Source organism: Massilia orientalis (assembly GCF_030411975.2).
Lineage (GTDB): Bacteria > Pseudomonadota > Gammaproteobacteria > Burkholderiales > Burkholderiaceae_D > Telluria > Telluria orientalis.
Window position 1 is genome coordinate 290,578 of sequence record NZ_JASNRB020000006.1, and the last position, 17,755, is coordinate 308,332.

General features: G+C 64.8%; 19 protein-coding genes and 1 tRNA gene. 16 read left to right on the forward strand and 4 right to left on the reverse strand.

Going from position 1 to position 17,755, the window contains the following annotated elements; translation table 11 throughout:
* The first annotated feature begins 63 nt into the window (after window positions 1-63).
* The 6 genes from QPK29_RS11835 (at window position 64) to QPK29_RS11860 (ending at window position 5,995) form a co-directional block, all read left to right on the forward strand.
* Window positions 64-936, forward strand: coding sequence for an alpha/beta fold hydrolase (locus QPK29_RS11835; protein ID WP_371768379.1), 873 nt, complete (start codon window positions 64-66; stop codon window positions 934-936).
* A 73-nt stretch (window positions 937-1,009) separates the two neighbouring features.
* Window positions 1,010-1,360, forward strand: a complete 351-nt coding sequence (locus QPK29_RS11840) for a RidA family protein (RefSeq protein WP_036228482.1) — start codon at window positions 1,010-1,012, stop codon at window positions 1,358-1,360.
* A 9-nt stretch (window positions 1,361-1,369) separates the two neighbouring features.
* Window positions 1,370-3,610 carry a RelA/SpoT family protein gene (locus QPK29_RS11845; protein WP_371768380.1) on the forward strand — a complete coding sequence of 747 codons (2,241 nt, stop codon included), beginning with the start codon at window positions 1,370-1,372 and terminating at the stop codon, window positions 3,608-3,610.
* A gap of 81 nt (window positions 3,611-3,691) precedes the next feature.
* Entirely contained in the window at window positions 3,692-4,417 is a 726-nt protein-coding gene (locus QPK29_RS11850) for an ABC transporter permease (RefSeq protein WP_371768436.1), read from the forward strand.
* Window positions 4,418-4,430: 13 nt separating this feature from the next.
* Entirely contained in the window at window positions 4,431-5,366 is a 936-nt protein-coding gene (locus QPK29_RS11855) for an MlaD family protein (protein WP_371768381.1), read from the forward strand.
* A complete protein-coding gene (locus QPK29_RS11860; protein ID WP_371768382.1) occupies window positions 5,363-5,995 on the forward strand; it encodes a hypothetical protein in 633 nt (210 codons plus the stop codon). Before QPK29_RS11855 ends, QPK29_RS11860 begins: the two co-directional genes overlap by 4 nt.
* Here the strand turns inward: QPK29_RS11860 and QPK29_RS11865 are convergent, their stop codons facing one another.
* The 4 genes from QPK29_RS11865 to QPK29_RS11880 form a co-directional block, all read right to left on the reverse strand.
* Window positions 5,996-6,199, reverse strand: a complete 204-nt coding sequence (locus QPK29_RS11865; protein WP_371768383.1) for a hypothetical protein — start codon at window positions 6,197-6,199, stop codon at window positions 5,996-5,998.
* A gap of 36 nt (window positions 6,200-6,235) precedes the next feature.
* Window positions 6,236-6,412, reverse strand: a complete 177-nt coding sequence (locus QPK29_RS11870) for a hypothetical protein (protein ID WP_371768384.1) — start codon at window positions 6,410-6,412, stop codon at window positions 6,236-6,238.
* Between the two features lie 13 nt (window positions 6,413-6,425).
* A complete protein-coding gene (locus QPK29_RS11875) occupies window positions 6,426-7,415 on the reverse strand; it encodes an NAD(P)/FAD-dependent oxidoreductase (RefSeq protein ID WP_371768385.1) in 990 nt (329 codons plus the stop codon).
* Between the two features lie 70 nt (window positions 7,416-7,485).
* On the reverse strand, window positions 7,486-8,412 hold the full coding sequence (locus QPK29_RS11880) for a cation diffusion facilitator family transporter (protein WP_056135351.1): 927 nt from the start codon (window positions 8,410-8,412) through the stop codon (window positions 7,486-7,488).
* 85 nt (window positions 8,413-8,497) lie between these two features.
* On the opposite strand from QPK29_RS11880, the gene QPK29_RS11885 reads away from it, so the two are divergent.
* The 10 genes from QPK29_RS11885 (at window position 8,498) to QPK29_RS11930 (ending at window position 17,693) form a co-directional block, all read left to right on the forward strand.
* Window positions 8,498-8,574 (forward strand) — tRNA-Val (locus QPK29_RS11885).
* A 262-nt stretch (window positions 8,575-8,836) separates the two neighbouring features.
* The gene (gene thrS / locus QPK29_RS11890) at window positions 8,837-10,747 is read left to right on the forward strand and encodes a threonine--tRNA ligase (protein WP_056135348.1); all 1,911 of its coding nucleotides are present in this window, start codon (window positions 8,837-8,839) and stop codon (window positions 10,745-10,747) included.
* A gap of 26 nt (window positions 10,748-10,773) precedes the next feature.
* Entirely contained in the window at window positions 10,774-11,325 is a 552-nt protein-coding gene (gene infC, locus QPK29_RS11895; RefSeq protein WP_267873880.1) for a translation initiation factor IF-3, read from the forward strand.
* Window positions 11,326-11,608: 283 nt separating this feature from the next.
* The gene (rpmI, locus tag QPK29_RS11900) at window positions 11,609-11,806 is read left to right on the forward strand and encodes a 50S ribosomal protein L35 (RefSeq protein WP_056135342.1); all 198 of its coding nucleotides are present in this window, start codon (window positions 11,609-11,611) and stop codon (window positions 11,804-11,806) included.
* 20 nt (window positions 11,807-11,826) lie between these two features.
* Window positions 11,827-12,186 carry a 50S ribosomal protein L20 gene (gene rplT / locus QPK29_RS11905; RefSeq protein WP_056135339.1) on the forward strand — a complete coding sequence of 120 codons (360 nt, stop codon included), beginning with the start codon at window positions 11,827-11,829 and terminating at the stop codon, window positions 12,184-12,186.
* 135 nt (window positions 12,187-12,321) lie between these two features.
* A complete protein-coding gene (gene pheS / locus QPK29_RS11910) occupies window positions 12,322-13,353 on the forward strand; it encodes a phenylalanine--tRNA ligase subunit alpha (protein ID WP_371768386.1) in 1,032 nt (343 codons plus the stop codon).
* Window positions 13,354-13,386: 33 nt separating this feature from the next.
* Window positions 13,387-15,813, forward strand: a complete 2,427-nt coding sequence (gene pheT / locus QPK29_RS11915; RefSeq protein WP_371768387.1) for a phenylalanine--tRNA ligase subunit beta — start codon at window positions 13,387-13,389, stop codon at window positions 15,811-15,813.
* Between the two features lie 240 nt (window positions 15,814-16,053).
* Complete coding sequence (locus QPK29_RS11920; protein ID WP_056135976.1) at window positions 16,054-16,449, forward strand: integration host factor subunit alpha; 396 nt, start codon at window positions 16,054-16,056, stop codon at window positions 16,447-16,449.
* 24 nt (window positions 16,450-16,473) lie between these two features.
* Window positions 16,474-16,881, forward strand: a complete 408-nt coding sequence (locus QPK29_RS11925) for a MerR family transcriptional regulator (protein ID WP_056135330.1) — start codon at window positions 16,474-16,476, stop codon at window positions 16,879-16,881.
* Between the two features lie 179 nt (window positions 16,882-17,060).
* Entirely contained in the window at window positions 17,061-17,693 is a 633-nt protein-coding gene (locus QPK29_RS11930) for a response regulator (protein ID WP_036228513.1), read from the forward strand.
* The last annotated feature ends 62 nt before the right edge of the window (window positions 17,694-17,755 follow it).

The following is a 17,755-nucleotide window of genomic DNA, read 5'->3' on the forward strand; positions in this document are numbered from 1 at the left end:
GTTGGCGGCCGCCTGGTCCTTGATGTTCCGGCGGATGCATGGTGATCGTCGGAACTTTTGAAAATGAGCGAACCGAAGCTGAAATCCGTGCTGTGCAGTTCGCCCGCCGGCCTGCACCGCATGGCATACAAGGAGTGGGGCGACCCCGCTAATACGAACGTGCTCGTCTGCGTGCACGGGGTGACGCGCGTGGCGGACGATTTCGACGCGCTGGCGCGGGCCATGAGCGACCGTTACCGCGTCGTCTGCCCGGACGTCGTCGGCCGCGGCCGCTCCGGCCGGCTGCGCGACCCGGCGCTGTACGTCATTCCGCAATACGTGGCCGACATGGTGACGCTGATCGCCCGCGTCACGGCCGGGGATGAAGGCGTCGCGTGGTTCGGCACGTCGATGGGCGGCCTGATCGGCATTGCCCTCGCGTCGCTGCCGGGCAGCCCCGTCCGGCGCATGGTGCTGAACGACATAGGGCCCGTGCTGGACCCGGTGGCGCTGGCGCGCATCGGCGACTACATCGGCCAGGCCATCCGCTTCGCGACCTTCGCAGAAGGGGCCGCGTACGTGCGGATGGTCTCGACGCCGTTCGGGCCGCACAGCGACGCCCAGTGGGACAAGCTGGCGCGCGACGTGCTCGTGCAGCAGCCGGACGGGCAATGGGCGCTGCACTACGACCTCGGGCTCGCGCAGCCATTCAAGGCCATGACGCCGGCGAAGGTGGCGCAGGACGAGGCGCGGCTGTGGGCGGCGTACGACGCGATCCGCTGCCCCACGCTGCTCGTGCGGGGCGAGCACTCCGACCTGCTGTCGCGCGCGACGGCGGAAGAGATGACGCGGCGCGGTCCGAAGCCGGCCTTGCGGGAGATCGCCGGCGTGGGCCATGCGCCCACGTTCCTGCAGCCGGAGCAGATCGCGATCGCACGGGAATTTTTGACCGGCTGAGCAAGCCGGAGGTGTTCGGCTCCACGGCCGGGCGAAACGGCCGCAAGGCCTGGTTTTATTACTAGAGAAAAGCATGGAAATCAAACGACTGCACGTAGGCAAACGACTGTCCGAAGTCGCCATCCACAATGGCACGGTGTACCTGGCCGGCCAGGTCGCCAGCGACACGACGCAGGACATCCTCGGCCAGACGCGCGAAGTGCTCGGTCACATCGACCGCCTGCTGGCGGAAGCCGGCAGCGACAAGAGCCGCATCATCTCGACCCAGATCTACATCACCGACATGGCCAACTTCCCGGCCATGAACACCGTATGGGAAGCGTGGGTCGTGCCGGGCCAGACGCCGCCGCGCGCCACCGTCGAAGCCAAGCTGGCCGATCCGGCCGGCCTGGTCGAAATCGTCGTCGTGGCCGCCCAGGCGTAAGCACACGCGATGGTATCGATTGTCGCGCTCGGCGACGCCACCACCCAGCTGGTCCACGGCCTCGGCCCCGACGACTGCGCGCGCGTAAAGGGCGCGCTCGACTTCGCGGCCGAGCGCTATGTCGAACGCACGGCCGGCACCGGCCAGAGCGCGTTCGAGTTCTCGCTGGGCGTGGCCGGCACGCTCGCGTTGTTGCGTAGCGATGCCGAGACCCGCATCGCCGGCCTGCTGTTCGAGCTGGCGATCGTGGATCCGGGCGTGTCCGAGGCGCTCGAGGAGCGCTGCGGCAAGGAAGTGGCGGACATGGTGCGCGGCGTGCACCAGCTGATCCGCCTGCGCGACCTGACGGCGGCCCAGGCCCCCGTCGGGCGCGGCAAGAATGCGGCCCAGGAGGCCATGGCGCAGGTCGAAACCCTGCGCAAGATGCTGCTGGCGATGGCCAGCGACATGCGCGTCGTGCTGATCCGCCTCGCCTCGTGCGTGACCACGCTGCGCTACTTCGCGGAGCACAAGCGCTTCGACGACGTCACGCGCAACTACGGCCGCGAAGTGCTCGACCTGTACGCACCGCTCGCCAACCGGCTCGGCATCTTCCAGCTGAAGTGGGAACTGGAAGACCTGTCGTTCCGGATGATGGAGCCGGACACGTATAAACGCATCGCCAAGATGCTCGAAGAGAAGCGCATGCTGCGCGAGAGCTTCGTGGCGTCGTCGATCGAGCGCCTGCAGAAGGAGCTCGCGGCGGCGGGCATCAAGGCCGAAGTGTTCGGCCGGCCGAAGCACATTTACAGCATCTGGAAAAAGATGCGCGGCAAGGAGCTCGATTTCTCCGAGCTGTACGACGTGCGCGCGTTCCGCGTGATCGTCGACGACATCAAGACGTGCTACACGGTGCTGGGCGTCGTCCACAACATCTGGACGCCGATCCCGAAGGAATTCGACGACTACATCTCGCGCCCGAAGGCGAACGGCTACCAGTCGCTGCACACGGTCGTCACGGCGGAGGACGGACGGCCGCTGGAAGTGCAGATCCGTACCCAGGAGATGCACAACTTCGCCGAGTACGGCGTCGCCGCGCACTGGCGCTACAAGGAAGAAGGCGGCTCGAATTTCAAGAGCCAGGAATACGACGAAAAGATCGCGTGGCTGCGCCAGCTGCTGGCGTGGAAGACGGAAGTGGCGAGTGCCGTCACGGGCCAGGAAGAGCTGCAGCGCGAGTGGGTCGAGAAGCTGAAATCGACGACCCTCGACGACCGCATCTTCGTGCTGACGCCGCAGGCGCGCGTACTCGAGCTGCCGGTCGGCGCGACCCCGATCGACTTCGCCTACCACCTGCACAGCGAGGTGGGCAACCGCTGCCGCGGCGCCAAGATCGACAACGTGATGGTGCCGCTGAACACGCCGCTGAAGAATGGCCAGACGTGCGAGATCATCACGGCAAAGGGCCCGGCCGGCAGCCAGGGGCCGTCGCGCGACTGGCTCAGCCCCGGCTATACGGTCAGCAGCCGCACGCGGTCGAAGATCCGCGCCTGGTTCCACGCGCTGGAACTGGCCGAGACGCTGGCGCACGGCCGCGCGCTCGTCGAAAAGTCGCTGCAGCGCGAAGGCAAGACCGCGGTCAACCTGGATACGCTGGCGCACAAGCTGGGGTTTGCCAAGGTCGACGACCTGTTCATCGCCGTGGGCAAGGAGAAATTCAGCCTGCGCCACGTGGAAGCCGCACTGCACGACGCGGCGCCGGCGGCCCCGGTGCCGGACGAAGCGGTCGTCAACAAGAGCCGCGCGTCGAGCGTGGAGCAGGGCGCCAAGTCGGGCGTGCTCGTCGTCGGCACGGAAGGCCTCATGACGCAGCTGGCGCGCTGCTGCAAGCCGGCGCCGCCGGATCCGATCATGGGCTTCGTCACGCGCGGCAAGGGCGTGTCGATCCACCGCGCGAGCTGCAAGAACTTCGCCGAGATGGCGGCCCGCAATCCGGAACGCGTGCTCGAGACGGAATGGGGCACGACGGGCCTGGAGACCGTGTTCCCGGTCGATATCTTCATCCTCGCGGCCGACCGGCAAGGCCTGCTGCGCGACATCTCGGAAGTGCTCGCGATCTCGAAGATCAACGTGATCGGCGTGAACACGCAGAGCAGCAAGGGGACCGCGAAGATGGTGTTCACGGCGGAGATCAGCTCGACCGGGCAGCTGCAGAAGGCGCTCGCGGCGATCGCCGAGGTGAAGGGTGTCCAGCAAGCCCGGAGGACATAGGTGCCCATCACCTCCCTCCTGTACGTCAAACCGCGCCTCTGGGGCCACCTGGCCGCGCGCTACGTCGCCAGCTGGTGGTCGATGCTGCACCTGGGCGCCGTGGCGCTCGTGATGGCGCTGACGCCGTCCACTTACCACCGCGCCAACCGCCTCGCCACGTCGCGCTACATCTATGCGAGCACGTGGCAGGTGCTGCCCTGGTTCACGGTGCTGACGGCCCTCGTCAGTCTCGTCATCATCCGCATCGTGCTCGTCACGGCGCAGAGCTATGGCCTGTCGCGCTATGCGCTGGAGATGGTCGTGCGCGTGCTCGTATTGGAGCTGCTGCCGCTGTCGGCCGCGATGTTCGCCGCGCTGCGGGCCGGCATGGCGTTCGATGCCGGTGCCATGGGCCTCGCGCGCAGCGGCATGCCCGCCGGCGAAGCGACCGCCGAGACCTTGCGCCGCCTGCGCCGCGACCTCGTGCCGCAGGTGATCGCCAACGCATTTTCCGTGCTGAGCCTCGCGATGGTCAGCAGCGTCATCGTGCTCGTGCTCGCGTACCTGAACGTGTACGGCCTGTCCCCGTGGGGCCTGCCGGACTACACGCGGACGGTGGGCCGCGTGTTCGATCCGACCGTGACCCTCGGCTTCGTGTTCAAGACGGTGCTGTTCGGGCTCGCGGTGGCCGTGATCCCGAGCGCCGCCATCCTGGAACTGCTGCGCCGCCCGCGCCGCCTGCGCACGAACGTGCAGCCGGGCGCGCTGCGGCTGCTGTTCGTGCTGCTGCTGATCGAGGCCAGTTCGCTGGCCGTCAAATACATCTAACGACATTCAAACGATGAGCGACAAAGACACCCCTCCCGACGAACCGAAACACGTGGAAGCGAAGGCGCTGTTCCTGCTCGTCCTGATCGGCGCGCTGATCGTCGCGTTCTTCCTGTACGTGATGTATGCGCGCGGCGTGTTCGAGAAGACGCAGGAACTGGTGCTTGTCGCCGACGATTCCTCCGGCGTCATCCCGGGCATGGACATGACGTTCGCCGGCTTCCCCATCGGGCGCGTGCGCCAGGTGGAGCTGGGCAAGGACGGCAAGGTCAACATCCTGGTCGACATCGCGAAGAACGATGCGAAGTGGCTGCGCACGACCAGCGTGTTCACGCTCGAGAGCAGCGTCGTCGGCGAGACCCGGCTGCGCGCGTACAGCGGCGTGCTGACGGATCCGCCGCTGCCGGACCACGCCCAGCGGCCCGTGCTGCGGGGCGATGCGGCAGCCGAGATCCCGCGCCTGATGGCGACGGCGCGCACGCTGCTGGAAAACCTGGAGGCGATGACGCGCGCCGATTCCCACATCGGCAACACGCTGGCCAACGTCGACGCGCTGTCCGGCCGCCTGTCCGGCCGCTACGGCGTGCTGGGCACCGCGCTGGGCGGCGACGCCGAGGCGGAGAAGCTGCTGCAGACCCTGCACCGCGTCGACGCGCTGCTCGCGAAGACCGACCAGCGCGTGTTCGGCAAGAAGGGCGTGATGGACGATGCGCAGAGTGCGATCCGCGAATTGAACGGCTTGCTGGCCGACGCGCGTGGCACCTTGCAGAAGGCCGACGGCGTGCTGGCCGAGGCGCAGGCCGTCGCGAAGAACGCGCACACCGCCACCGACGACCTGGGCCGCCTGCGCGGCGAGGTCGATGCGAGCCTGCGCAAGGTGAACCGCCTCGTCGACGAGATCAACCGCAAATGGCCGTTCAGGCAGGATACGGAGGTGAAGCTGCCATGATGACCCGATCCCTCATTGCCGCCGCGCTCATCGTATTGTCCGGCTGCGCCAGCAAGCCGCAGCCGCCCGCCTGGGAAGGCGATGCGAAGAGTTCCCTGGACGGTTACACGGACGATTTCCTGCGCGGGGACTCTGGCGCCGCCGACGCCGAGTTCGCGCGCGCCCGTCGCGCGAGCGCCAGCACGGGACGGTTCGACATCGTCGCCCAGGCGGAACTGGTGCGCTGCGGCGTGAAGGCGGCGGCGCTCGACTACGAATGCCCCGGCTTCACGGCGCTCGCGAACGAGTCGACGCCGGCCCAGCGCGCGTATGCCGCCTACCTGGACGGCCGCTGGCAGGGGCTCGACGTGAATCTGCTGCCGGAACAGCACCGCGCCGTCGTCGCGAGCGGCTCGCTGGCCGGCGTCGCCGATCCGCTGGCCCGGCTCGTCGCGGCCGGGGCGCTGCTGAAGGCGGGACGCATCACGCCGGCCGACATCGGCGCCGCCGTCGACACGGCATCCAGCCAGGGCTGGCGCCGGCCGCTGCTGGCGTGGCTGGGCGTGCAGGAACAGCGTGCCCGCGCGGCAGGCGACACGGCCTCGGTGGAACGCATCCGCCGCCGCATCGAACTGGCTGCGCAACGCTGATTACTTCACGCGAACGACGCGCGCCGCGCTGTTGTTGGCTTCCAGCTGCAGGTAATAGGCGCCGAGCGCGCCCCGTTCGATCCGCACGGCCGGGTCCACGAGGTCCGGCAGGACGGCATCGACGTCGTCCACGACGCGCCACACCTGGCCGTTGGCGAGGGTGAGCTGGGTGCCGTAGCGCCAGCCATCCACGTTGCCGCGCACGGTGCTGCGGATCGCCGCCGGCTCGTCGTCGACCTTCTATTCCAGGCGTTTTCCGCCGAAGCGCTGCTCGGCCGGCGGTGCCACGGGCAGCGCTTCGTAGCAGGCCACCCGGCTCGCCGTATCGGGGAGGGCGCGGCAGCGCAGCACGAGGGCGTCGTCGACGGCGCAGGCGGCGCCGGACGCGCACAGCAGGAGGAGGGCGAGCGTTCTCATCCCCGCATTATAGCTACGCGCTGGTCCCCGGCGCCGCCTCCAGGTGCGGACGAGCGGGCCGCAGCGCGGGCGGCAACTGGTTGTGGATGCGCACGGCCGCGCGCGCCGCCTGGCCCGCCGCCACCGCGATCTGGTTCAGGCCCACGACGACGTCGCCGATCGCGTACAGGCCGGGCACGGTCGTCTGCTGGTGGTCGTCGACGACGATCTCGTCGCACTGCGCCGTGCGCGCGCCCAGCTTCGCGGCGAGGCCCGATCTGGCGTTCTCGCCCAGCATCGGGTAGAACACGTCCGCTTCGTGATCCTGGCCGTCGTCCGTGTGCAGCACGGGTTTCATCGATGCGTCGAGCGTGACGGACAGCAGCGGCGAATCGACGATGCGCACGCCGGCCGCGTCGAGGCGGCGCCGGTCGTCTGCGCTCAGCATCGACGGCGCGCCCCGTTCGAACAGGGTGACGTCCGCGCTGAACGTACGCATGAACAGCGCGTGGCCGACCGGGTTCACGTCGGACGTGGCGACGGCGATGCGCTTGTCGATCACGTCGAAGCCGTCGCACACGGGGCACAGGCGCACGGACCCGAACGCGACGGCTTCGCGCCAGTTTTCGATCGGGAGGCCCGCGTCCGCGACGCCCGTCGCCAGCAGCACCGTGTGGGCGCGGACCTGCACGATGTCGTCGATGCCTTCGGGCTGGTAGTCGCCGACGAACAGGCCGTCCTCGATGCGCAGGTCGACGATCTCTCCCGGCATCACGCCGCCGCCGTAGCGCTGCAGCTGCGACGCGAGGTTGCCCAGCAGGATGTGGCCGGGCACGCCTTCGGGAAAGCCGGGGTAGTTGTGCGAGACGGGGATCAGGCGCAGGCGGCTGTTGCCCTTGTCGACGAGCGCGACGTTGCGCGTGAAGCGGCGCAGGTAGATGGCGGCGGTCAGGCCGCCCGGGCCGCCGCCCACGATCAGCGTGTCGTAGACATGTGCGGTGGCGAGTTCGGAGGAGGTAGGCATGTGCCGATTATCCGCAGGCGGCCTGCGGCTGGGCTATCGGCGCGTGTCCCGAGGCCGGGTCGGAACCGGCTTACAGCGTGTCGGAGCAGTCGCGCAGTTCAGGCTGCAAGGTGACGTGGTCGATGCCGTGCTTGTCGAGCAGCATGTATTTCACCGCGCGCAGCACGTCGGGCCAGGCGTTCAGGTCGTCGATTTCCAGGTGGCCGATCAGCGCGGGCTCGCCCGGCGACATGTCCCATACGTGCAGGTCGTGCACGGAGCGCACGCCCGGGATGCCAGCGAGGTCGGCGCCGATTTTCAAGTAGTCGATCTGGTGCGGCACGCCTTCCATCAGGAAGTGGTAGGACTCGCGCAGCACGCTCACGGTCGACTTGAGGATCAGCAGCGACACGAAGATCGACAGGATCGGGTCGATGCGCACCCAGCCGGTGAAATGAATGACGGCGCCCGCGGCGATGGCGGCGATGGAGCCGAGCAGGTCGCCCAGCACGTTGACGAGGGCGGCGCGCGTGTTGATGCTCTGCTCGTCGCGCGACAGCACCCACGCGACGGCGATGTTGATGCACGCGCCGATCGCGGCGACGATCAGCACGGTCTTGCCGCCCACGTGCTCGGGATGCGCGAGGCGCTGGACGGCTTCGTAGACGATCCAGCCGACGAGCAGCAGCATGGCCAGGCTGTTCACGAAGGCGGCGAGCGCCTCCGCGCGCACGAAGCCGAACGAATGGCGCGCGGACGGCGGCCGCCGTGCGATCAGCTGGGCCAGCAGCGCGAGGCCGAGGGCGGCGGCATCTGTGACCATGTGGCCGGCGTCCGAGATCAGTGCGAGCGAATTCGACAGGAAGCCGCTGACGGCCTCCACCAGCGCATACAGCAGGGTCAGCCCGAGCGCGATGGCCATCGCCCATTGGCTGCGGCCTTCGATCGTGTGGGCGTGGCGGGCATCGCCGTCGAGGTGGGCGTGGAGGTGGGCGGAGGAGCCGGCTTGGTCGGACATGAAAGTGAGGGAATCGGAAAACAGGCGGCAGTATACCCGGCGTCCTTGCAGAATAGTGTCCGATCCCCTTATAATAGCGGCATACGGGCGGTTAGTTCAGCTGGTTAGAATACTTGGTCGACATCCAAGGGGTCGCAGATTCGAATTCTGCACCGCCCACCAGAACACCAAGACAAGCGCGGGGAACTTCGGTTTTCCGCTCTTGTCGTCAGTAAGAGCGAGAAAGGCACGAACGGTTATGACACCGCGAACTACAACGACGTTGTGGGGGAATCGCTAGACGCGGTAGGGTGTCATATTGTCTTTCGCAGCAACTCGACGACACTGAAGAAAACGCGCCTGGTGCGCGTTTTTTTTTCGTCCAAAACTTTCCAGTTTCAAACTTATTAACCTGAACGGGCGCATGGCGCCGATGGAGCTCACAATGTTGAATGTTCGCCTCCCGGACGGCTCGAGCCGTCAATTCGAAGGTCCGGTGACGGTCGCCCAGGTGGCGTCCAGCATCGCCCCGAGCCTGGCCAAGGCCGCGCTGGCCGGCAAGGTCGACGGCAAGGTCGTCGACACGTCGTTCCTGATCGAGAAGGATGCCGACCTGGCCATCGTCACGGACAAGGATCCGGAAGGCCTGGACGTCATCCGCCACTCGACCGCCCACCTGCTGGCGTATGCTGTCAAGGAATTGTTCCCGGAAGCGCAGGTCACCATCGGCCCCGTGATCGACAACGGTTTCTACTACGACTTCTCGTACAAGCGCCCGTTCACCCCGGACGACCTGCAAGCCATCGAAAAGAAGATGGCCGAGCTCGCCAAGAAGGATGAGCCGGTCACCCGCAAGGTGCTGCCGCGCGACGAAGCCGTGGCGTACTTCAAATCGATCGGCGAAGACTACAAGGCCGAGATCATCGCGTCGATCCCGGCAAACGAAGACGTGTCGCTGTACACCGAAGGCAAGTTCACCGACCTGTGCCGCGGTCCGCACGTGCCGTCGACCGGCAAGCTGAAAGTGTTCAAGCTGATGAAGCTCGCGGGCGCGTACTGGCGCGGCGACTCCAAGAACGAGATGCTGCAGCGTGTCTACGGCACCGCCTGGGCGAAGAAGGAAGACCAGGAGCAATACCTGCACATGCTGGAAGAAGCCGAGAAGCGCGATCACCGCAAGCTGGGCAAGCAACTGGATTTCTTCCACTTCCAGGACGAGGCGCCGGGCCTGATCTTCTGGCACCCGAAGGGCTGGACCATCTGGCAGCAGATCGAGCAATACATGCGCAAGACCTACCAGGTCACCGGCTACAACGAGGTGAAGGCGCCGCAGATCATCGACGTCAGCCTGTGGCAGAAGACCGGTCACTGGGACAATTATCGTGAAAACATGTTCACGACCGAGTCGGAAAATCGCACCTATGCGCTGAAGCCGATGAACTGCCCGGGCCACGTGCAGATCTATAACGCGGGCCTGCGTTCGTACCGCGACCTGCCGCTGCGCTACGGCGAGTTCGGCCAGTGCCACCGCAACGAATCGTCGGGCGCGCTGCACGGCCTGATGCGCGTGCGCGGCTTCACCCAGGACGACGGCCACGTGTTCTGCACGGAAGAGCAGATCGCGCCGGAAGTCGTGGCCTTCCACGCCCAGGCGATGAAGGTGTACGAGGACTTCGGCTTCGACAACATCGACGTCAAGATCGCGCTGCGTCCGGAAAACCGCATCGGTTCCGACGAGGTGTGGGACCAGGCCGAAGAAGCGCTGCGTTCCGCGCTGCGCGGCTGCGGCGTGACCTGGACGGAGCTGCCGGGCGAGGGCGCGTTCTACGGTCCGAAGATCGAATACCACCTGAAGGATAGCCTCGGCCGTCCGTGGCAGGTCGGCACGATGCAGGTCGACTTCTCGATGCCGGGCCGTCTCGGCGCGGAATATGTCGCAGAAGACAATTCCCGCAAGGTGCCCGTGATGCTGCACCGCGCGATCGTCGGCTCGATGGAGCGCTTCATCGGCATCCTGATCGAGAACTACGCGGGCGCGCTGCCGCTGTGGCTGGCGCCGGTCCAGGTCGCCATCTTGAACATCTCCGATGCGCAGGCCGATTACGTCAAGCAGGTCGAGGCGAAGCTGAAGGCGGCGGGCCTGCGCGTTCACGCTGATTTGCGGAACGAGAAGATTACCTATAAAATTCGGGAGCATTCCGTCCAAAAACTGCCGTACATCCTAGTTGTCGGTGATAAAGAGCGGGATGCCAACACTGTGGCCGTTCGCGCCCGTGGCAATATCGACCTTGGCGTCATGTCGGTCGATGCGCTGCTGGAACGCCTCCAAGGCGAGGTAGCATCCAAGGCGAAGTAATCAAGCACGCGCCTTGAGACGGCCCTATCCATCTTACTTTCAAAGGAAACAACATAGCTACTGACAAGTCGTCACATCGCATCAATGGCGAAATCAACTACCCGGAAATGCGTCTGAACGGGATAGACAACGAGCCGCTGGGCATTGTGAGCCTGGCCGAGGCGTTTCGTCTGGCTGAAGAAGCGAACGTGGACCTGGTGGAAATCGCGCCGAACGCGGTTCCCCCGGTCTGCCGCCTGATGGACTACGGCAAGTTCAAGTATTCGGAGCAGAAGAAGGCGCACGAAGCGAAGCTGAAGCAGAAGATCATCCAGGTCAAGGAAATCAAGTTCCGTCCAGGTACGGACGAGGGTGATTACAGCATCAAGCTGCGTAACCTGATCAAGTTCCTGGAAGAAGGCGACAAGACCAAGATTACGCTGCGCTTCCGTGGCCGCGAGATGGCTCACCAGGATATCGGCCAGCGCATGCTGGAGCGCCTGCGCGGCGACCTCGAGCCGTACGGCCAGGTCGAGCAGTTTCCGAAGCTGGAAGGTCGCCAGATGATCATGGTGGTCGCGCCGAAGAAGAAGAAGTAATTCTTCGTGCAGTCAAGCCGGGCCAGGCCCGGGCCCCGGGTGCGTCCCGCGGCCTGGGTTTGGCCTATTCCACTTTCTGGTTTCTTGTGTGCATCGCTCGGATGTGCACGGGCGTAAAACTGTGCTAGAATCTGCGGTTCCCATGTTCGCAAGGACGGGGAAGCAAGACTGTAGTGGACCCGCTTCCGCTGCAGAGACAAGTGAAAGTAGGCATCCAAGAGCAGCGTTGCTGCCACCTGCAATCCTGTCACATATGAGGCTGCCTGTAAGAGGGCAGAAGACTATGCCGAAAATGAAAACCAAAAGCTCCGCGAAAAAGCGTTTTCGCGTGCGCCCGGGTGGTACCGTCAAATCGGGTATGGCGTTCAAGCGTCACATCCTGACCAAGAAAACCACCAAGAACAAGCGCCAGCTGCGTGGCACCCGCAACATCAATGCGTCCGACGTCCAGAGCGTCTACCGCATGATGCCGTCTGCTTAATCTCACACTAAGGAGCTAATATGCCTCGAGTAAAACGTGGGGTTACTGCACGTGCCCGTCACAAGAAGGTTCTTGCGCTTGCCAAAGGTTATCGTGGCCGCCGCAGCAAAGTATTCCGTATTGCCAAGCAAGCAGTCATGCGCGCTGGCCAGTACGCATACCGCGACCGCCGCAACAAGAAGCGCGTTTTCCGCGCACTGTGGATCACCCGTATCAACGCGGCATCGCGTTCGCACGGCATGACCTACAGCGCATTCATGAACGGCCTGAAGAAAGCCGCGATTGAACTGGACCGTAAAGTCCTGGCCGACATGGCTGTCAACGACAAGCCGGCTTTTGCCGCTATCGTGAACACCGTCAAGGCAAAGCTGGCTGCTTGATCATCAGTCTGCGATAGAAGTACAGCGCCGCGCTTGTCGAAGCACGGCGCGCAAAGGACGGGGCAAAGGTTTCACGACCGATGCCCTGTTTTTGTTTCTGGCGTCTCCCGCCATCAAAACAGGAAAAGAATACGCATGAACTCGCTGGAAGAACTCGCGCTTCAAGAACTCGTTACTTCGGCCCAGACTGACTTTGGTGGCGCACAAGACGTAGCCGCGCTGGAAAACGCAAAAGCGAAATACCTGGGCAAGACCGGCCAGGTGACCGACCTGATGAAGGGCCTCGGCAAGCTCGATCCCGAACAGCGCAAGGCGCGGGGCGCCCTGATCAACGCCGCCAAAGAAAAAATCGAACAGGCGTTGACGGCCCGCCGCGAGGATCTCGCCAACGCGCAATTGATGGCGCGCCTGAACGCGGAAGCGATCGACGTCACCCTGCCGGGCCGCGGTCGCGCCAAGGGCGGCATCCACCCTGTCATGCGGACCTGGGAACGGGTCGAACAGATTTTCCGCTCGATCGGTTTCGACGTGGCCGACGGCCCCGAGATCGAGACCGACTGGACCAATTTCACCGCGCTGAACAGCCCGGAAAACCACCCGGCACGCTCGATGCAGGACACGTTCTACATCGAAGGCAACGACAGCACGGGCAAGCCGCTGCTGCTGCGCACCCACACGAGCCCGATGCAGGTGCGCTATGCCCGCACGCACACGCCGCCGATCAAGGTGATCGCGCCGGGCCGCACGTACCGCGTCGACAGCGACGCCACGCACTCGCCGATGTTCCACCAGGTCGAAGGCCTGTGGATCGGCGAAGACATCAGCTTCGCCGACCTGAAGGGCGTCTACCTGAACTTCGTGAAGGCATTCTTCGAGACGGACGACCTGCAGGTCCGCTTCCGGCCGTCGTACTTCCCGTTCACGGAACCGTCGGCCGAGATCGACATCGCGTTCGGCTCCGGTCCGCTGAAGGGCCGCTGGCTGGAAGTGTCGGGCGCCGGCCAGGTGCATCCGACGGTCGTCCGCAATTTCGGACTGGATCCGGAAAAATTCATCGGTTTCGCGTTCGGTTCGGGCCTGGAGCGCCTGACCATGCTGCGTTACGGGATCAACGACCTGCGTCTCTTCTACGAAGGTGACCTCCGTTTCCTGAAGCAGTTCAACTAAGAACACGTCCGATCAATACCAAGGCAAACGAATATGCAATTCTCTGAAAACTGGCTCCGTTCCATGGTCGATCCGAAGATCAATTCGGACGAACTCGCGCACCTGCTCACGATGTCCGGCCTCGAAGTGGAAGAGGTCGAACCGGTCGCGCCGCCGTTCTCGAACGTCGTCGTGGCGGAAGTCAAGGAAGTCGCCAAGCACCCGAACGCGGACCGCCTGAACGTGTGCCAGGTCGACGTCGGCACCGGCACCCTGCTGAACATCGTCTGCGGCGCGCCGAACGTGCGCGCGGGCATGAAGGCCATCTGCGCGATGGCCGGCGCCGTGCTGCCGCCGGGTCCGGACGGCAAGCCGTTCGAAATCAAGGTCGGCAAGCTGCGCGGCGTGGAATCGCAGGGCATGATGTGCTCGGCGAAAGAACTGAAGCTCTCGGAAGAGAGCAGCGGCCTGATGGAGTTGCCGGAAGACGCGCCCGTCGGCCAGAACATCCGCGACTACCTGGCCCTGAATGACCTGAAGTTCACGATCAAGCTCACGCCGAACAAGGCGGACTGCCTGTCCGTGCTGGGCGTGGCGCGCGAAGTGTCGGCGCTGACCGGCGTGCCGCTGGCGCTGCCGGCGTTCCGTCCGGCCGTCGTGAATACGGATGAAAAGCTGCCGGTGAAGATCTCGGCGCCGGATCTGTGCGGCCGTTTCTCCGGCCGCGTCATCCGCGGCCTGAACGCGAAAGCGGCGACGCCGGAATGGATGAAGCGCCGCCTCGAGCGCAGTGGCCAGCGTTCGGTGTCGGCGCTCGTCGACATCTCGAACTACGTCATGCTGGAAGTGGGCCGTCCGTCGCACGTGTTTGACCTGGACAAGATCCACGGCGGCATGGACGTGCGCTGGGGCCGCAAGGGCGAATCGCTGAAGCTCCTGAACGGCAACACGGTCGAGGTCGACGAGTGGGTCGGCGTGATCTCCGACGAGAAGGAGATCGAGTCGCTGGCCGGCATCATGGGGGGCGATTCCACGGCCGTCACCCTGGACACGACCAACATCTACCTGGAAGCCGCATTCTGGTGGCCGAACGCCATCCAGGGCCGCGCGCGCCGCTACAACTTCTCGACGGATGCCGCGCACCGCTTCGAGCGCGGCGTCGACTACGCGACGACCGTCGAGCACATCGAGCGCATCACGTCGCTGATCGTGGAGATCTGCGGCACGGGCGAGACGAAAGTCGGCCCGATCGACGACCAGGCGCCGAACGTCCCGCAGCGCAAGCCGGTCACCCTGCGTACCGCGCGCGCCGCGAAGGTCATCGGCGTGCCCGTCACGGACGACATGGTCGCCGACATCTTCACGCGCCTGCACCTGCCGTTCGAGCCCGAGGAGGGTCTCTTCCACGTGACGGCGCCGTCATACCGGTTCGACATCGAGATCGAGGAAGACCTGATCGAGGAAGTGGCGCGCGTGTATGGCTTCGAAAACATTCCCACGCTGCCGCCGGTGGCCCCGTCGGCGATGCTGATCGAGCCGGAAGACACCCGCTCGCTGTTTGCGATCCGCCACGAACTGGCCGACCTGGGTTACCAGGAAGTCGTGAACATGAGCTTCGTCGAGCAGCAGTGGGAAACGGATTTCGCGAACAATACCGACCCGATCCGCCTGCAGAACCCGATCGCCAGCCAGCTGAGCGTGATGCGTTCATCGCTGATCGGCAGCCTCGTCGCCAATGTGCGCTACAACCTGAACCGCAAGGCCGGCCGCGTGCGCGTGTTCGAAGTGGGTGGCGTGTTCCTGCGCAATGCGGACGCGCAGGACGGTCCGCTGGCCGTCGCCGGCTTCGACCAGCCCAAGCGCGTCGCCGCCATCGCCTACGGCCCGGCCGCGGACGAGCAGTGGGGCCAGCCGACCCGTGCTGTCGATTACTTCGACGTCAAGGGCGACCTGGAAGCGCTGTTCGCACCGCGCGCCGTACGTTTCAGCAAGACCGAACACCCGGCGCTGCACCCGGGCCGCTCGGCCACGGTGGAAGTGGACGGCAAGGTCGTCGGCGTGATCGGCGAGCTGCATCCGCGCTGGCTGCAGAAGTACGACCTGCCGCAGGCCCCGGTGCTGTTCGAGGTGGATGCCGACGCGCTGCGCGCGCGCGACGTGCCGCGCTACGCCGAGATTTCCAAGTTCCCGGGCGCCACGCGCGACCTCGCACTGGTGGTGAAACAGGACGTGCCGGCCCAGGCGCTGCTCGACGCTTTCCAGTCGGAACTGGCGTCGAACGCGCTCGGCAAACTCGTGCAAGCCGTTGTTTTATTTGATGAATACCGCGGCAAAGGTTTGGAACAAGATGAAAAAAGTCTTGCTTTCCGCTTTGGCTTGCAAGATACTCAATCGACGCTGCAGGACGATGCGGTCGAGGCCATCATGGCCGCGCTGGCATCCGCGGCGCAACAAAAACACGGCGCAAAACTGCGCGGTTAAAAAGAAGGCTACGTGCCTCGAAGGGGTATCGAGCAACCGTCGCGCGCGGCAGCAGTGGTGGTCGAGAAGCGCAGCCGTACTTTCGGTACGGCGAGCATCGCAGGCCGTCACTGCAACGCGCAGCAGGTTGATCGAGCCCCCACCATACATCCAGAACTGAAGGTAGGGCTTAAAATTAACAACAACGACGTTGATTCCGCCGTGCTCCAGGAAGCGCTGGCCGCCGACCTGCATCGTGCGATGCTGGTGGCCCGGGTACGGAAGGAAGCGGAAAAGGAGTTGCCGACCCTGACCAAGGCGGAGCTGGCCGAACTGCTGTTCGAGCAGGTCGGTCTGAACAAACGCGAGGCCAAGGACATGGTCGAGACGTTCTTCGACGAGATCCGCAATGCGCTCGAGCGCGGCGAGGCGGTCAAGCTGTCCGGCTTCGGCAACTTCCAGTTGCGCGACAAGCCGCAGCGGCCCGGCCGCAATCCGAAAACCGGGGAAGAAATCCCCATCACGGCGCGCCGCGTCGTGACGTTTCACGCCAGCCAGAAGCTGAAGGCGATGGTCGAAGAGGCCAATCCGGGCAGCCCGCGCAATCCGGACAGCCCCGACGGCCCCGACCATCCTTCCCTGGCGCGTGCAGCCTGATAAAGCCGACACGGCTTGTGAGCGATGAACGACCGACCGAACAAGATGGAACCGACCGTGCTGCCGCCGATCCCGGCGAAGCGCTATTTCACGATTGGCGAAGTCAGCGAATTGTGCGGGGTCAAGCCGCATGTGCTCCGCTACTGGGAGCAGGAATTTACTCAGCTTAAACCGGTCAAACGCCGCGGAAATCGCCGTTATTACCAGCATCACGAAGTGCTGTTGATCCGGCGTATACGTGAACTGCTGTACGAGCAGGGCTTTACCATCAGCGGGGCACGCAACCGCCTCGATGGGCGCGGCCAGCACGACGTCGACGCGTTGCCGGAAACGCCACCACCACCGGCCATGCCGACCATCGAGCCGGAAGCATTGCGTGCCGAGCTGCACGCGATTCTCGCACTGCTCAAGCACGGTTCGCCGGCAGCCTGAAGCCCCGCCGAGGGCGCAACGGCCGACGCAGCCAGCTCAGGCGTGCGCGCCTGTTGTTCTGCACCCCGGAGGTGCTAAAATGTCACTTGCAGTTTGCTGACTCAAACGCATGACCTGACCGGAGGCGTGAGGGGCCAGCCTCGGCTCTTTCCTGTATCGGGAAAACTTAAGGGAAGACAATGATACGCGTTGCCATTTGTGACGATCACCAGATAGTTCGAGCAGGTTTCAAACAGATTTTTTCGTCGTCGGGCGAGTTCGAAGTCGTGGCCGAAGGCGCGACGGGACGCGAGGCCCTCGACATCGCACGCCGCGAGATCTGCGACGTGCTGTTGCTGGATATCGCCATGCCGGACCAGAGCGGCATCGATATTCTGCGCACCATTCGACAGGGCCAGCCCAATCTGCCGGTCCTGATCCTGTCCGGCTATCCTGCCCAGCAGTATGCGCTGAACCTGTTCAAGATGGGTGCCAACGGGTACCTGAACAAGGAATGCGACGCGGACGAACTCAAGACGGCCGTCCGTACCGTGTACCAGGGGCGCCGCTACGTCAGCTCGCAGGTCGGCGAATTGCTGGCCCAGAGTTTCGATCGCGATCCGAACACCGCGCTGCATACGGAATTGTCGGACCGTGAATTTCAGGTGTTCCTCCGCCTGGCCAAGGGCGCGACCGTGTCCGACATCGGCAATGCGTTGTCGCTGTCGATCAAGACGGTCTCGACTTACCGTACTCGCATCATGGAAAAGATGGGTCTGCAGTCGAACAGCGACCTGACGTACTACGCCATGAAGAACAACCTGCTCGACTGAGCGGGGTAGGCCGAAAGAAAGGATTCCCGGTCTTTCGGCCTGCAACTGTTTTAGCATTTTGT

What these genes read in the sequence shown, in the direction of transcription:
- QPK29_RS11850 (WP_371768436.1), top strand. Translation starts at nt 3,692, where the DNA reads ATGCTGCACCTGGGCGCCGTGGCGCTCGTGATGGCGCTGACGCCGTCC.
- QPK29_RS11870 (WP_371768384.1), bottom strand. Translation starts at nt 6,412, where the DNA reads ATGAGAACGCTCGCCCTCCTCCTGCTGTGCGCGTCCGGCGCCGCCTGC.
- pheS (WP_371768386.1), top strand. Translation starts at nt 12,322, where the DNA reads ATGAACTCGCTGGAAGAACTCGCGCTTCAAGAACTCGTTACTTCGGCC.
- QPK29_RS11920 (WP_056135976.1), top strand. Translation starts at nt 16,054, where the DNA reads ATGCTGGTGGCCCGGGTACGGAAGGAAGCGGAAAAGGAGTTGCCGACC.
- rpmI (WP_056135342.1), top strand. Translation starts at nt 11,609, where the DNA reads ATGCCGAAAATGAAAACCAAAAGCTCCGCGAAAAAGCGTTTTCGCGTG.
- QPK29_RS11840 (WP_036228482.1), top strand. Translation starts at nt 1,010, where the DNA reads ATGGAAATCAAACGACTGCACGTAGGCAAACGACTGTCCGAAGTCGCC.
- rplT (WP_056135339.1), top strand. Translation starts at nt 11,827, where the DNA reads ATGCCTCGAGTAAAACGTGGGGTTACTGCACGTGCCCGTCACAAGAAG.
- QPK29_RS11875 (WP_371768385.1), bottom strand. Translation starts at nt 7,415, where the DNA reads ATGCCTACCTCCTCCGAACTCGCCACCGCACATGTCTACGACACGCTG.
- QPK29_RS11860 (WP_371768382.1), top strand. Translation starts at nt 5,363, where the DNA reads ATGATGACCCGATCCCTCATTGCCGCCGCGCTCATCGTATTGTCCGGC.
- QPK29_RS11930 (WP_036228513.1), top strand. Translation starts at nt 17,061, where the DNA reads ATGATACGCGTTGCCATTTGTGACGATCACCAGATAGTTCGAGCAGGT.
- thrS (WP_056135348.1), top strand. Translation starts at nt 8,837, where the DNA reads ATGTTGAATGTTCGCCTCCCGGACGGCTCGAGCCGTCAATTCGAAGGT.
- QPK29_RS11845 (WP_371768380.1), top strand. Translation starts at nt 1,370, where the DNA reads ATGGTATCGATTGTCGCGCTCGGCGACGCCACCACCCAGCTGGTCCAC.
- QPK29_RS11855 (WP_371768381.1), top strand. Translation starts at nt 4,431, where the DNA reads ATGAGCGACAAAGACACCCCTCCCGACGAACCGAAACACGTGGAAGCG.
- pheT (WP_371768387.1), top strand. Translation starts at nt 13,387, where the DNA reads ATGCAATTCTCTGAAAACTGGCTCCGTTCCATGGTCGATCCGAAGATC.
- QPK29_RS11925 (WP_056135330.1), top strand. Translation starts at nt 16,474, where the DNA reads ATGAACGACCGACCGAACAAGATGGAACCGACCGTGCTGCCGCCGATC.
- QPK29_RS11880 (WP_056135351.1), bottom strand. Translation starts at nt 8,412, where the DNA reads ATGTCCGACCAAGCCGGCTCCTCCGCCCACCTCCACGCCCACCTCGAC.
- QPK29_RS11835 (WP_371768379.1), top strand. Translation starts at nt 64, where the DNA reads ATGAGCGAACCGAAGCTGAAATCCGTGCTGTGCAGTTCGCCCGCCGGC.